Origin of the sequence: Rathayibacter sp. AY1A5, assembly GCF_002930875.1 — a bacterium.
In the GTDB taxonomy this organism is placed as follows: domain Bacteria; phylum Actinomycetota; class Actinomycetes; order Actinomycetales; family Microbacteriaceae; genus Rathayibacter.
Genome location: NZ_PSTM01000011.1, coordinates 56,306 through 70,054 on the forward strand (window position 1 = coordinate 56,306; position 13,749 = coordinate 70,054).

The following is a 13,749-nucleotide window of genomic DNA, read 5'->3' on the forward strand; positions in this document are numbered from 1 at the left end:
GTCCGAGCGGACCCGCCTCGAATCTATACGCGCTCGGGGCTCGTGCACCCGTCTCGGAGGGAGGCGTCCCGTAGCCTGGAGCGGTCATGCTGCTTCTTCAGACCTCCACGCCGGACCCTGTCGCCGCCACCGTCTCCTTCTTCGAGTCCGAGCCCTTCTGGAAGGTGGTCGCGATCCTCGGGATCGTGCTGGGCGCGCTGCTGGTGCGCGTCATCGCCCACTTCGTGATCGGCCGCGTCGTCGATCAGATCGTGTCGGGAGTGAAGCGCCGCCAGCGCGTCGAGGACACCCAGTCGATCGCCGCGTCGCCGCTCGCGGCCGTGCGGGTGGTGCAGCGCACGCGCACGCTCGGGTCGATCCTCAACAACCTGAGCTCGATCCTGATCGTCGTCATCGCCCTGGTCATGATCGTGACGACGATCGACAAGGACCTCATCGGCTCCTTCGCCCTGCTGACGGCCGCCCTCGGCGCGGGCCTCGGCTTCGGCGCGCAGAACATCGTCAAGGACGTCCTGAACGGGCTGTTCATGGTCGCAGAGGACCAGCTCGGGGTCGGCGACGTCGTCGACACCGGGCAGGCGACGGGCGTGGTCGAGTCGGTCGGCGTCCGGGTGACGCAGATCCGCGACGTCAACGGCACCCTCTGGTTCGTCCGCAACGGCGAGATCGTCCGGGTCGGGAACATGTCGCAGGGCTGGTCGCGCGTCATCGTCGACCTGGCCGTGCCCTACGAGACGGACCTCGAGCAGGTGCAGTCCACGGTCCTCGCGACCGCGAACGAGCTGGCGGCGAGCAGTCGCTGGCGGGCCCGGATCATCGACAAGCCCGAGCTCTGGGGCCTGGAGTCCATCGCCGACGACGCCCTGGTCATCCGGGTCGTGGTCAAGACCCGCACCACCGCCAAGGACGACGTCGCCCGCGAGCTGCGCCTGCGCCTGAAGAAGTCGCTCGACGCGCTCGACGTGAAGCTCCCCTCGCTGGCCACCGTCGTCCTCGAGGGCTTCGAGGGGGCGACGAGCGTCGGAGGCGCCAAACCGCCGCGGACCACGCCCTCCCCCACGATCAGCACCGAGCACGGCAAGCCCGTGCGGCTCCCCCGCGCGCTGCGGCGCGGGAGCGGGACGCCGCCCCAGGACGGCGGCGGCACCTCCGGCCCGACGGGAGCGCGCTCGTGAGCGGCCTGCAGATCGGCGGCACGCCTCCGCTGCGCAGCTTCTGGGAGCACATCGGCGGCCGGCCGACGTTCGAGCGCCTGGTCCGCCGCTTCTACGAGGGCGTCCGCGAGGACGAGGTCCTCTGGCCGATGTACCCCGAGCACGACCTCGAGGGCGCGATCCAGCGGCTGACCGGCTTCCTCGAGCAGTACTGGGGCGGCCCGGGCACCTACAGCGAGGAGCGCGGCCACCCGCGCCTGCGGATGCGGCACCAGCCCTTCCGGATCAACCCCGAGGCCCGCGACCATTGGCTCCAGCACATGCGGACGGCCGTCGACGATCTCGAGCTCGCTCCGGCCGACGACGCCCTGCTCTGGGACTACCTGGAGCGCGCCGCCCACGCGATGGTGAACACCTTCGAGGAGTAGCCGCTCAGCCCGGGGTGCGGACCAGCACGTGTCCGCGCCGTGAGGTGAGGCGGCGCCAGGCGCCGCTCTCGAGCAGGGCGACCGGGTCGTCGGCGCCGAGGAACCCGAGCGCGAAGAGGGCGAACGCCGCTCCCGCCGGGACGTCCTCGAGGCCGTCGAGCGGGCGGCCCCAGACGCTCGACCGCACGCGGCCGACGATCTGCTCGCCCGTCTCGGAGCCGACGGCCGCCGCGATCTCGTCGATCCCCTCGCGCGCGACGCGCTCCAGGAAGCCCGGGTCCACGGGCTCGCGCCGGGTCCAGCCGCCGCGGGGCGGGGAGACGCCCGCCCAGGGCCCCGCCGTCGCGTCGTCGCCGTCGGGCAGGACGACCGGCTTGCCGTCCGCTCCGCCCGGCTCCCACTGCAGGCGGGCGAGGCGGTCCGACAGCGCACGGATCGGCACGACCCGGTCGAAGCCGGCGGGCTCGTCGAGCGCGAAGACGCGCAGGCCCAGCACGGTCGCGGAGCGGTCGAGCAGACCGCGGGGCTGGAGGATCGGCGTGTAGGCGGCCAGCACGTGGTCGTCGGCGAGGAGCCGGACCGCACCGTCCTCGACCCGGGCCGAACGGCCGAGGAAGACGCGCAGATCCGACAGGCTGGGCGGATCCGCCAGGGAGAAGGACGAACTCATCGCGTCGATAAACTTACCCGAGGCCGCTCGCCCGACCGCCCGACACCCCGGAGGTACCGTGCCCGATCCCCTGTCCTCGTTCCTCACCGCGCTCGACCTGACGGACACCGGCGCCCGCACCAGCGAGGACATCTCGACGGGTCCCTCGCAGTGGATGCCCGAGGGGCGGGTCTTCGGCGGCCAGGTCCTCGCGCAGTCGCTCATCGCGGCCGGTCGCACCGTCGAGGGGCGCTCCGTGCACTCGATGCACGGGTACTTCCTCCGCCCCGGAGACGTCTCCCTGCCGATCACGTTCTCGGTCGACCGGATCCACGACGGGCGCTCCTTCTGCACCCGTCGGACGCAGGCCTACCAGAACGGACGCCCCATCCTCTCGATGATCGCCTCGTTCCAGACCGAGGACGAGGGCCTCGACCACCAGGCGCCGATGCCGGAGGGGATCCCCGACCCGGAGTCGCTGCCGAGCACCGCTGAGATCCTCGCGGGGGTCGACCACCCGGTCGGCAGCTTCTGGGCCACGCAGCGCCCCTTCGACGTGCGGCACGTCGAGCAGCCGGTGTACCTCCGGGCCGACCCCGAGCGGGTCGCGCACCAGAGCGTGTGGATGCGCTCGCTCGGACCGCTGCCGGACGATCCGATGCTGCACCGCGCCGCCCTCGCCTACGCGAGCGACTACACGATCCTCGAATCCACGCTCCGCCGGCACGGTGCGGCGTGGACGACGCCGGGCCTGCGGATAGCGAGCCTCGACCACGCGATGTGGTGGCACCGCCCCGCGCGCGTGGACCAGTGGCTCCTCTACGTGCAGGAGGCGCCGAGCGCGTCCGGCGGACGCGGGCTCTCGCTCGGGCGCATCTACACGCAGGAGGGCGTGCTCGTGGCGAGCGTCGCCCAGGAGGGCATGGTCCGCGTCCCCCTGGGCTGAGCTCAGCCCCGCTTCGAGAAGGTGATGGGCTCCTCGACGTAGGGGCCCCACGCCTCGCGGAGCTCCTCCGGGATGCGCTGGGGCCTGCCCGTCGCGGCCGTGACCAGCACCAGAGTGGTGGCCGCCTTCGTGAAGAGCACCCGCGGGACGACGCCGGCGGGCGAGTAGAGCTCGTAGCAGACCTCGAGGCTCGCCCCGCCGATCCGCCCGATCCACAGCTCCACGTCGATCGGCGCGCGCATGTACGGGATCGGCGCGAGGTACTCGATCTCCTGCCGGGCGATGAGGCTGATCGACTCGGCGCCCGGCCGTGCGTCGAGCACCGCCGTCGCCATCCCGCCGGGCTGCGGCGAGTCCGGCTTCCAGAACGCCTGGATGCGCGCCTCCTCGAGCAGGCGCAGCATCTCGGCGTTGTTCACGTGCGCGTAGGCGTCGAAGTCCGACCAGCGCAGCGGGATGGCGACGTGCAGGCGCATCAGTCGCGGGTGAGCTTGCGGTACGCGGAGCGGTGCGGCTTCGCCGCGTCCGGGCCGAGGCGCTCGATCTTGTTCTCCTCGTACGCCTCGAAGTTGCCCTCGAACCAGTACCAGTTGGCCGGGTCCTCCTCGGTGCCCTCGTAGGCGAGGATGTGGGTCGCGATGCGGTCGAGGAACCACCGGTCGTGAGTGATGACCACGGCGCAGCCCGGGAACTCGAGGAGCGCGTTCTCGAGGCTGCCCAGGGTCTCGACGTCGAGGTCGTTGGTGGGCTCGTCGAGCAGGAGCAGGTTGCCGCCCTGCTTGAGCGTCAGCGCGAGGTTGAGGCGGTTCCGCTCGCCGCCGGAGAGGACGCCGGCCTTCTTCTGCTGGTCCGGGCCCTTGAAGCCGAACTGCGAGACGTAGGCGCGGGAGGGGATCTCGGTCTTCCCGACGGTGATGTAGTCGTGCCCGTCGGAGACGACCTCCCACAGGTTCTTCTGCGGGTCGATGCCGCCGCGGCTCTGGTCGACGTAGGAGATGTCGACCGTCTCGCCGATCTTCAGGTCGCCCGAGTCGAGCGGCTCGAAGCCGACGATCGTCTTGAAGAGCGTGGTCTTGCCGACGCCGTTCGGGCCGATGACGCCGACGATGCCGTTGCGGGGCAGCGTGAAGCTGAGGTCGTCGATGAGGACGCGCTCGCCGAACTGCTTGTGCAGCTTCTTCGCGTCGATGACCTGGGAGCCCAGACGGGGGCCCACCGGGATGACGATCTCCTCGAAGTCGAGCACGCGCGTCTTCTCGGCCTCGGCCGCCATCTCCTCGTAGCGCGCCAGGCGCGCCTTCGACTTGGCCTGACGGCCCTTGGCGTTGCTGCGCACCCAGTCGAGCTCGGTGGTGAGCCGCTTGGCGAGCTTGGCGTCCTTCTTGCCCTGGACCTCCAGGCGGGCGCTCTTCTTCTCGAGGTACGTCGAGTAGTTGCCCTCGTAGGGGTAGAGGTGTCCGCGATCGACCTCGGCGATCCACTCCGCGACGTTGTCGAGGAAGTACCGGTCGTGGGTGACGGCGAGCACGGCGCCGGGGTACTTCGAGAGGAACTGCTCGAGCCAGAGCACGCTCTCGGCGTCGAGGTGGTTGGTGGGCTCGTCGAGCAGCAGCAGGTCGGGCTTCTGCAGGAGGAGCTTGGTGAGCGCCACGCGGCGCTTCTCGCCACCCGAGAGGTTGGTGACGAGGGAGTCCCCCGGCGGGGTGCGCAGCGCGTCCATCGCCTGCTCCAGCTGCGAGTCCAGGTCCCAGGCGTCGGCGGCGTCGATCGCCTCCTGCAGGGTCCCCATCTCGGCGAGGAGGCTGTCGAAGTCGGCGTCCGGGTCGGCCATCGCGAGGGAGATCTCGTTGAAGCGGTCGATCTTGCCCTTGATCTCGCCCACGCCCTCCTGGACGTTCTCGAGCACCGTCTTGGTCTCGTCGAGCTCGGGCTCCTGCATCAGGATGCCGACGGTGTAGCCCGGGCTGAGCCGCGCCTCGCCGTTGCTCGGCGTGTCCAGCCCCGCCATGATCTTCAGGATCGTCGACTTGCCGGCGCCGTTGGGCCCGACCACGCCGATCTTCGCTCCCGGCAGGAACGACATGGTGACGTCGTCCAGGATCAGCTTGTCGCCGACCGCCTTCCGCGCGCGCACCATCGAGTAGATGTATTCAGCCATGCCCAGTCCTCAAGTCCGTCGGTCTGCGCGGAGTCGGGTCGCCCGCCGGTCCCCTGCTCCGCGCGGAGGCGCTGACGGAGGCTCGGACCGGGGCGGGACGCCGGGCCCCGGCCGACGCGGAGCGCAGGCCGCGGGACCGTCCGCACCAGTCGAGGATAACGGGAACTCGCCGGTCCGCGTCGGAGGGAGCGCGTGAACGCGAACCGCCCTCCGCTCCGGCCGGGCCGGTGGGGAGGGCGGATCGCGTCAGCGGACGACGGTGCGGATCAGCTGCAGGGGGTCAGGCGCTCCACCGCCTCGGACAGCGTGTCCGTGCTGCCGAGCAGGATCACCTGCGTCGCCTTGGACGCGGTGATGTCGGCGAGGACCGCCCGGGGCACGCAGGTGGGCTGGACCGCGAAGAGCGGGCTCCTGGTGTAGCCCGCCGCCGTGGCTCCGGCCAGGGCGTCGGGGAACTTCTCACCGGTCGCGAGGTAGACGGTCGTCGCCGAGGTGAAGGCCGCCTTGTTCAGCTTCTCCGAGGTGTCGTACCGGTCGGTCCCGCCGATGCGGGTGATCACCGGGCCCGTGATCGAGCGCTCGATGCCGGCGCTGACCGAGAGCGTCGAGCCCGCGATCGTCAAGCTACTGACCTCGAGGCCGCTGATGATCTGCTGGGTGAGGGGGTCCACCGTGGAGCCGGTTCCGTTGGTCAGCACCACCGGAGCGCGATTCGCGCCGGCTGCGGCGCTGGCGCTCAGGGCGTCGGGGAACTTCTCGCCCGTGGCCAGCCAGGCCATCGAGGAGCCGCCCCTGAAGGCGTCCTGGAGGATCAGCTTCGAGGTGTCGTAGCGGTCGACTCCGCCGATGCGTGTGGTCTTCCCCTTCGGCGCATACCCGGCCAGGTCGCTGTAGACCTGGCTGCCGACGCTGAGCTCGGAGCCGACGACGACGATCTTCGCGGGCTTGAGACGCGTCAGCTCGGTGCGGACGACCTGGCTCATCGAGTCGCGGTCGACCAGGAGCAGCGGCCCGCCCGCCTTGGCCGCGGCGGGTCCGGCGCTGAGCGCGTCCGGGAAGTTCTGCCCGGTGGCGACGTAGACGACGGGGACGTTCGCCGGGAAGGTGCGCTTGGACACCTCGACCGCGGTGCCCTGACGGTCGGTGCCCGAGATGCGCGAGACGGCCGGCGAGCCGGCGGGCGGGGCGGTCGGCGTTGCGGTCGGCGTGGGCGTGACCGGAGGAGTGGTCGGGGTCGGCGTGACCGGCGGGGTGGTCGCGGTGGCCGTCGGGGACGGCGTGACCGGCGGGGTGGTGGCTCCGCTTCCCGTCACACGGACCGCGGCGTCCGACGTGATGGTCGCTCCGCGGGGCTGCTCCACCCTGCCGTTGCTGATGCCGGTGACCTGGAGCAGGCTGCTCACGCGGTCCTTGTAGGCGTCGTAGGCGCTGGACGGGATCGTCACGGTGACCTTGGACTGATCGTTGTCCGCGACCACCTGGGCGGGGATCCGCTCGGTCCTGCTGGGACCGACGTAGGCGGCGAGCCCCTGGAGGTCGTAGAAGCCGTCCCGGTTGGACTCGAGGACGACGGTGTCGCCGCCCTTGACCTCCACGACGTCGACGTCCTTCTTGTACGCGAAGTACGCGGCGCTCCGCTGCAGCGTCTGCGCGGTCCCGCTGAGGTCGACCCCGCCGACGCCGCCGCTGCCGGAGGCTTCGGCGACGGAGAGGGTGGCCGACGTGGTCAGCTCGTAGCCGCTGTCGACCGGCTGGCCGATCGGCTCCTCGGGGTTCTTGATCGGCTGCTTCTGCGCAGTGATCTGCAGAGCGACGGTTCCACTGCCGAACGAGGCGAGGGGCCGCTTCAGGTCGATGCGGAAGCTGCGACTTCCGGACGCGAGGGTCGCCGACCCGGCGAGGTCGTAGTCCCCGATGGCCCAGTTGTAGGTCGTGAACGCCGGGTACGGTCCCGTCGGCCGAGCGGAGTCGGAGAGCGTGACGTCGAGCCCGGTGACGTCGCCCGCGACGGCAGCGGTCTGGGCGGCCGAGAAGGTCTCCGTCGTCGACCAGTTATAGGGACTGACCTGCGCGGACAGACGCTCCTGCTCGGCGGCAGCCGCTCCGGCTCCTGTCGTCACTCCGAGGACGACGGCTGCCGTGCTCGCGACCGCGATGGCGGTGCGCCTCCACCTCGCTCGCGTCGTCGTCTGCGGTCGGGATGTGGTCATGGCGAGTTCCCCCTCGTCGTGGTCCTCGTGCCGAGCACTCCCGTCGGCACGTCCGTCGCGGTGCCCGCGCTGGGGCCCACGTGTCGGTCCGGGCAGCCTAACCGTGCGGAGCGGCGTCCCGGGGAGGGGAGGGCGCCGCCGACCACCGGGATCGCCGACCTGTCCGCTCGCACGAGGCGGTGCTCACGCTCGGATCCGTACCGGTCGGAGTGGTCCTGCAGGAGCGATGGGCGAACACCGGGCTCTCTCGGACTCGACGGGCGAGGGGCCTTGTCGAGGATCCTTTCGTCCTTTCCGACCCCGACCGGGGCGCATGGCGGAGCGGTTCCCGGTCGAGGCCGGCGCGTCAGCCCTGGATCGGGACGGTCCGGCCGACCAGGCAGGCGCCGGTCGCGATCGGTGCCGCGATCACCGCCCGCACCCCGCCGCTCTTCGGGCCGTACTGGCCGATGAGGCACGACTCCCCGAGCTTGACGGAGACCTGCACCGAGTCCGCGTCGAGTCCGACCGAGGTCTCGTCGGCCGTCAGCTGCATCGACTCGCGGGAGAACCCCGCCGCGACGAGCGCGTCGACCACGCTGGAGCCGCTCACCTCCGGATCGGGCTCGGCCGCCGCGCGAAGGGTCTGCTCGAACACGGGGAGGTTCTGCTCCGTCGTCCCGCCCGGCACGAAGGCGACGGGCGCGGCGGACTCCGCCGGTGCCGGCGCCTCGGCCGCGGAGGAGGACACCACGGGGTCCGGCGCCGACGGCGACGTGCAGCCGGAGAGGCAGACGGCGAGACCGCCGAGCACGAGCGCGATGCGGGCCGCTCGGTTCCGTGTCACGCCCGGCTCCTCCCGACCGGGACGGCTCTCGCTCCGGTCCCCCGGATCAGAACGGGGTCTCCCCGGATCCTACCGAGAGACCGGGAGCGCCTCCGCCGACGCCCGCCGCCACCGGCGGCTCGGGCGCGGCATCACCGCGGTCATGGCCCGACGCGCCCCAATCCCCCGCCGCGGCGCCCTCGCGCGGCGCCTCCTCGCTCCACGCGGGCTCGGCGGCAGGGGCGGGAGCAGAGGCGCGCCCGACGGTCTTCGTGAAGCTGCTGGTCCCCCAGGCGAGGTCGTGCCCGATGCCCTCGGCCGTGAGGACCACATCGGTACCGGCCTTGCCTCCCGCCTCCCAGGCCCTCACCCCGAGCCGCCCGGTGACCAGGATCCGGTCGCCGCGCGACAGGGAGGACAGCGCGTTGCCGGCCAGGCCGTTGAACGCGGTGACGGTGTACCAGTTGGTCGAGACGTCGACCCAGCGCTGCTCCGAGCGGTCGTAGCGCCGCTGCGTCGAGGCGAGCCGGAAGCTGGTCATCGCGGTGCCGCTGGAGGTCTCGATGCTCCGGGGCTCGGTGCCGATGGTCCCGATGACGGTCAGGGTGTCGGTCATGGTCGTGTCCTCTCTACTCCTGCCCCGCCACGGCTGCGACGGGCACGGCGCCCGGGCGGAGGGGGCTGGTACCACTCGGGCGCCGCAGGGCCAGTGTCGCGACGAAGGGCCCGCCTCCGAGGTGGAGGCGGGCCCTTTTGGGGAGAGGACGAGCGGATCGTCCCCTGTGGAGGAGCGTTACGATGCGATGATGTACCTCGAGTAGGACTTGCGGATCTTGTTCACCTTGGGCAGTGCGACCGTCATGCAGTAGCCCTGGCCCGGGTTCTTCGCGAAGAAGTCCTGGTGGTGGTCCTCGGCGGGGTAGTAGACGCCCAGCGGCGAGATCTCGGTGACGATCGGGCCGTCCCACCACTCGGACGCACGGTCGCGCGCGGTCTCGAACAGCTCCTTCTCCTCGTCGGAGGAGTAGAACATCGCCGAGCGGTACTGCGTGCCGACGTCGTTGCCCTGGCGGTTCAGCTGTCGCGGGTCGTGCAGGGTGAAGAAGACGTCGAGGACGACCTGCTCGGGGATGACCTCGGGGTCGAAGGTGACGGCGACGGCCTCGGCGTGGCCGGTGCGCCCGGAGCAGACGTCCTCGTAGTCGGGCTCGGTCGTGCGGCCGCCGGTGTAGCCGGAGACGACGTCGGTCACGCCGTCGAGGACGCGGTAGACGGCGTCCAGACACCAGAAGCATCCTCCGGCGAGTACGAATGTGCGCATTGCGTGTGACTCACTTCCTGTCGCGTCGACGCGTCCGGGGTGCCGGAGGCGTCAGTCGGTCCAACACGCTCACCGCCCCCTGCATTCCGCGGATCCGCCCCCTGCAATAGAGTCGCGGCGTGAGCTACGACGCCGCCCCCGCCCGCTACGACCGCATGGACTACCGACGCACCGGACGGAGCGGCCTGCTGCTGCCCGCCCTGTCGCTGGGCCTCTGGCACAACTTCGGATCCGACCGCTCCCTCGACACGCAGCGCGCGATCCTCCGCCGCGCGTTCGACCTGGGCGTCACCCACTTCGACCTCGCGAACAACTACGGACCGCCCTACGGCGCCGCCGAGACGGCCTTCGGCCGCATCCTCGCGGAGGACCTCCGCCCGTACCGAGACGAGATCGTCATCTCGTCCAAGGCCGGATACGACATGTGGCCCGGCCCGTACGGGGACGGCGGCTCGCGCAAGTACCTGCTCTCCTCGCTCGATCAGAGCCTGCAGCGGATCGGCGTCGACTACGTGGACGTCTTCTACTCGCACCGGCCGGACCCGGAGACTCCGATCGAGGAGACCATGGGCGCTCTCGTCTCGGCGGTGGAGTCGGGCAAGGCGCTCTACGCCGGCATCTCGAACTACTCGCCCGAGCAGACCCGGGCCGCGCAGGCGGCACTGGCGGGCAGCGGAGTGCCGCTCCTCCTGCACCAGCCCCGCTACTCGCTCTTCGACCGCGGACCCGAGGACGGCCTCTTCCCCGTGCTCGACGAGCTCGGCACCGGCTGCATCGTCTTCTCGCCGCTGGCGCAGGGGCTCCTGACGGACCGCTACCTCGACGGCACCGTGCCGGAGGGGTCCCGTGCGGCGACGTCGCGCTTCCTCTCCTCCGACCGGATCGACGAGGCGTACCTGACACGCGCCCGCGGCCTGAACGCGATCGCGCAGCAGCGCGGCCAGTCGCTGGCCCAGCTCGCCCTGAGCTGGGTGCTCCGGGTGCCCACCGTCACGAGCGCCATCATCGGCGCGTCGAGCGTCGCGCAGCTCGAGCAGAACGTCGCCGCGCTGGACGCCGGCCCCCTCTCGCAGGAGGAGATCGACGCGATCGAGGAGTTCGCGGTGCACGGGACGACCCTGCGCTGACGCCCCGGCGGGGATGTCGGTGGTCGGCCGTAGTCTGCGACAGCACTCGGCCGGTGGGTGCTCCGAGACTCGAGCAGGAGGAACCGATGTCCCTGTCCACGCTGCACGCCACCCGCACCCCGCCGACGCTCACCCGGGTCAACGCCCGGCTGTGGCGCGTGAGCACCGGCTCGGGTGCCGTCGTCGGCCACATCGAGCTGGTCGAGGATCCGCCCGGCGAGCGGTACCGCGCCCGGCTGCTGCGGGCGGGCATGCCCGCCGGCGCCGAGCTCGGCGAGTTCTGGAGCGTCGACGACGCGATCGAGGTCTTCCGCGTCGCCTGACGCGCCGATCCGCCCGGTCGGCGGCGTGCCGAACGGGCGGCGGCGACCGCCCCGGATAGCGTTCGCCCCATGCAGTGGTGGAACGAGTTCATGTCCTGGATCCGCACGAGCGACGGGCACCAGGCGGTCTTCACGGCCGCTGTGGTCCTGCTGGCCGTGGTGGTCGGAGCGATCGTGATCGGCTCCGTCTTCCGGGCGTCCATCGCGCGCCTCATCCGTCAGCAGGATCACGAGCGGAAGAACGCGGTCATCGCGACGCTCGTCGACGCCGCGGTCGACGCCTCGGCCTGGAACGTCCTCAGCAGCCCGGAGCGCGTCCTCAGCGACCGCGCGTCCGCGCAGGCCGAGACGCACCTGCGCCTCCTGCCCGTCAAGGGCTCCGGAGTCGCGGCCAACTGGGCCGCTCACGAGCTCGCCGAGCTGAAGCACACGTCGAGCACCGGCGGCTACCAGACGCAGGCGAGCGTGGGCGAGTTCCGCGACCGCCTCGTGCAGTGGCGGGACAAGCCCGGGCGCGCCCGGAAGGCCTTCCTCGCCGACCTCGAGCGCTGGCGCTTCTCGGAGACGGGTCGAGACCGCTCCGCCGAGTCCGCTCCGTCGTCCGATCGGGCCGCGAGCACCGCCGAGGCCGCTCCCCAGCGCACCGCTCCCCCGGCCGCGGCACCGACCGCCGTCGCACCGGTCGTCGTCGGCGCGGGCTCCGCCTCCGGCTCTGCAGCCCCGCAGACGCCCACGATCGTCCTCCCCGCGTCGGCCGGGGACGCCTCGCAGGAGGAGACCCGCCGCCTGCTCGCCGACGTCGACCGCCTGGAGGTGCCGTCGCGCGAGCGTCCCGTGGAGGAGCTGCCGCCCGTCGACCCGCAGCGCTCGGCTCCTGCCGCCGAGCCGCAGCCGGACGCGGAGCACGACGCGACGCCGTCGGCTCCGGCCGACGGAGACCGCGACGACGTGCCGGCCGACGACGAGGCGGTCGTCCGGGCGGACGAGGCCCGGTTCGAGCGGTCCGCCTCGGACGACGACCGAGGCCAGGACCGCAGCTCGGTCTGAGTGCTCCCGACCACGAGAAGAAGGCCCCGATCGCGAGTGCGATCGGGGCCTTCTCCGTGGTGCGGGCGGTGCGTGTACTGACTAGCTGTGTGCATCACGTGCACGGGCGACTCGGCCGACCAGTACGGCGAGGGGCGCCGCGACGATCGTCCACGCGACGGCGATTCCACCGAGGATGGCGAGGAGCAGCATGGTCGTACCTCCGTTCGTTACGTCGTTGTAATTCCGGACACCCCAAGACTAGGTGCCTGAATGACACTCAAACGACTTCGGGTGGGAAACACGCCGGTGTTGCCTCCGATTTGCCGGTGTGTTACTGGTGGAGCGACCGCGAGTCCTCGTCCGAGGGTCACCGGAGCGGAGGAAAACCCCGTGGGTGCCGGGCGTCACTCCTCGGAGGAGCGCAGCGCCGCCCGAGGAGAGGCCGCGACGCGGTCGAAGGACGGGCGCGAGGCGTCGACGCTGATCCGCACGCCACCGGGACAAGACTAGGGACGGCGACCGGCGCGCTCCCGATCCGATGGTGCCCCCGGCAGGAATCGAACCTGCGACCAAGAGATTAGAAGGCTCCTGCTCTATCCGCTGAGCTACGGGGGCGGACTCCGACCACGATACCGAAGCGCAGAGGCCGCGCCCGCCGGGGCCTAGGCGCCCCGGACGAGTCCCAGCACTCCCACGACCAGGGAGACCACGGCGAGGGCGAGCGACACGCCGATGAGCACCGTGTGCACGCGGAGGAAGGTCGTCGCGCGGCCGTCCGCGTCGCGCGCCCGCGGGTCCTTGCGGACGCGGCGGAGGAAGGGCGGCCAGACGATCGCGTTCCACACGGCGTTGACGATCAGGAGGCAGCAGGCGAGCGTGATCACGAGGGTCCAGTGTAGGAGGAGCGGGACGGCCGGACCGGGTGTCGGCGGCCGCCGATAGACTGCCCCGCATGAGTAGCGCCCCCGACCGTCTTGTCTGGATCGACTGCGAGATGACGGGGCTCGACCTCTCCGTCGACGAGCTCGTCGAGATCGCCGTCGTCGTCACCGACTTCGAGCTGAACCCGCTCGACAAGGGGCTCTCCCTCGTCATCCGGCCCGACGCGACCGCGCTCGAGAACATGGGCGATTTCGTCCGGTCGATGCACGAGACCTCCGGCCTGCTGGTCGAGATCCCCTCCGGCGTCAGCGTCGCGGAGGCCGAGTACGAGGTGCTGGAGTACGTGCTGAAGCACGTCCCGGCCGAGCAGCAGGCCCCCCTCGCCGGCAACTCGATCGGCACCGACCGCGCCTTCCTCGCGAAGTTCATGCCGCGCCTCGACGGCCACCTGCACTACCGCAACGTCGATGTCAGCACGATCAAGGAGCTGGCACGGCGCTGGTTCCCGCGCATCTACTTCAACGCGCCCAAGAAGCACGGCGGACACCGCGCTCTCGCCGACATCCTCGAGAGCATCCGCGAGCTGCAGTACTACCGCCGTGCCGTGTTCGTGGAGCAGCCGGGGCCGAGCACCGCCGAGGTGCAGGCCGTGTCGGCCGCCGTCGTGGACGAGTTCGCCTCGCGGATGTAGTACTCTCGTACAGTTGCTTCGGCGGG

The 13,749-nt window shown here is 71.4% G+C and carries 15 protein-coding genes and 1 tRNA gene; 7 read left to right on the top strand and 9 right to left on the bottom strand.

The genetic code is table 11. From position 1 onward, the window contains the following. The first annotated feature begins 86 nt into the window (after positions 1 to 86). Both C5B98_RS09565 and C5B98_RS09570 read left to right on the top strand, forming a co-directional pair. Positions 87 to 1,175, top strand: a complete 1,089-nt coding sequence (locus C5B98_RS09565) for a mechanosensitive ion channel family protein (protein ID WP_104223705.1) — start codon at positions 87 to 89, stop codon at positions 1,173 to 1,175. Further along, complete coding sequence (locus C5B98_RS09570; protein WP_279630823.1) at positions 1,172 to 1,582, top strand: globin; 411 nt, start codon at positions 1,172 to 1,174, stop codon at positions 1,580 to 1,582. Before C5B98_RS09565 ends, C5B98_RS09570 begins: the two co-directional genes overlap by 4 nt. 4 nt (positions 1,583 to 1,586) lie before the next feature. Here the strand turns inward: C5B98_RS09570 and C5B98_RS09575 are convergent, their stop codons facing one another. Continuing rightward, complete coding sequence (locus tag C5B98_RS09575) at positions 1,587 to 2,252, bottom strand: hypothetical protein (protein ID WP_104247302.1); 666 nt, start codon at positions 2,250 to 2,252, stop codon at positions 1,587 to 1,589. A 58-nt stretch (positions 2,253 to 2,310) separates the two neighbouring features. On the opposite strand from C5B98_RS09575, the gene C5B98_RS09580 reads away from it, so the two are divergent. Next, entirely contained in the window at positions 2,311 to 3,177 is an 867-nt protein-coding gene (locus tag C5B98_RS09580) for an acyl-CoA thioesterase II (RefSeq protein ID WP_244230637.1), read from the top strand. A gap of 2 nt (positions 3,178 to 3,179) precedes the next feature. Here the strand turns inward: C5B98_RS09580 and C5B98_RS09585 are convergent, their stop codons facing one another. From C5B98_RS09585 to msrA, 6 genes are all read right to left on the bottom strand, one after another. Next, positions 3,180 to 3,653 (bottom strand): thioesterase family protein, encoded by a 474-nt coding sequence (locus C5B98_RS09585; protein ID WP_104223707.1) that lies wholly within the window; start codon positions 3,651 to 3,653, stop codon positions 3,180 to 3,182. Beyond that, positions 3,653 to 5,335 carry an energy-dependent translational throttle protein EttA gene (gene ettA, locus C5B98_RS09590; protein WP_104223708.1) on the bottom strand — a complete coding sequence of 561 codons (1,683 nt, stop codon included), beginning with the start codon at positions 5,333 to 5,335 and terminating at the stop codon, positions 3,653 to 3,655. Before ettA ends, C5B98_RS09585 begins: the two co-directional genes overlap by 1 nt. 266 nt (positions 5,336 to 5,601) lie before the next feature. Further along, positions 5,602 to 7,545, bottom strand: a complete 1,944-nt coding sequence (locus tag C5B98_RS09595; RefSeq protein WP_104327695.1) for a cell wall-binding repeat-containing protein — start codon at positions 7,543 to 7,545, stop codon at positions 5,602 to 5,604. Positions 7,546 to 7,891: 346 nt separating this feature from the next. After that, a complete protein-coding gene (locus C5B98_RS09600) occupies positions 7,892 to 8,371 on the bottom strand; it encodes a DUF6993 domain-containing protein (RefSeq protein WP_104223710.1) in 480 nt (159 codons plus the stop codon). A 46-nt stretch (positions 8,372 to 8,417) separates the two neighbouring features. Continuing rightward, entirely contained in the window at positions 8,418 to 8,966 is a 549-nt protein-coding gene (locus C5B98_RS09605; protein WP_104327696.1) for a single-stranded DNA-binding protein, read from the bottom strand. Positions 8,967 to 9,143: 177 nt separating this feature from the next. Next, positions 9,144 to 9,671, bottom strand: a complete 528-nt coding sequence (gene msrA / locus C5B98_RS09610; protein ID WP_104327697.1) for a peptide-methionine (S)-S-oxide reductase MsrA — start codon at positions 9,669 to 9,671, stop codon at positions 9,144 to 9,146. Between the two features lie 119 nt (positions 9,672 to 9,790). Here msrA and C5B98_RS09615 point away from each other — a divergent pair, with 119 nt between their 5' ends. The 3 genes from C5B98_RS09615 (at position 9,791) to C5B98_RS09625 (ending at position 12,168) form a co-directional block, all read left to right on the top strand. Further along, on the top strand, positions 9,791 to 10,798 hold the full coding sequence (locus tag C5B98_RS09615; RefSeq protein WP_104223714.1) for an aldo/keto reductase: 1,008 nt from the start codon (positions 9,791 to 9,793) through the stop codon (positions 10,796 to 10,798). Positions 10,799 to 10,884: 86 nt separating this feature from the next. After that, the gene (locus C5B98_RS09620; RefSeq protein WP_104327698.1) at positions 10,885 to 11,121 is read left to right on the top strand and encodes a hypothetical protein; all 237 of its coding nucleotides are present in this window, start codon (positions 10,885 to 10,887) and stop codon (positions 11,119 to 11,121) included. A 69-nt stretch (positions 11,122 to 11,190) separates the two neighbouring features. Then, positions 11,191 to 12,168, top strand: coding sequence for a hypothetical protein (locus C5B98_RS09625; RefSeq protein WP_104223716.1), 978 nt, complete (start codon positions 11,191 to 11,193; stop codon positions 12,166 to 12,168). Between the two features lie 521 nt (positions 12,169 to 12,689). On the opposite strand, the gene C5B98_RS09630 is transcribed toward C5B98_RS09625, so the two are convergent. Continuing rightward, a tRNA-Arg gene (locus C5B98_RS09630) sits at positions 12,690 to 12,765 on the bottom strand. A gap of 47 nt (positions 12,766 to 12,812) precedes the next feature. Further along, on the bottom strand, positions 12,813 to 13,034 hold the full coding sequence (locus C5B98_RS09635) for an SCO4848 family membrane protein (protein WP_104223717.1): 222 nt from the start codon (positions 13,032 to 13,034) through the stop codon (positions 12,813 to 12,815). 68 nt (positions 13,035 to 13,102) lie between these two features. Here C5B98_RS09635 and orn point away from each other — a divergent pair, with 68 nt between their 5' ends. Further along, a complete protein-coding gene (orn, locus tag C5B98_RS09640; protein ID WP_104327699.1) occupies positions 13,103 to 13,723 on the top strand; it encodes an oligoribonuclease in 621 nt (206 codons plus the stop codon). Positions 13,724 to 13,749 lie beyond the last annotated feature (26 nt).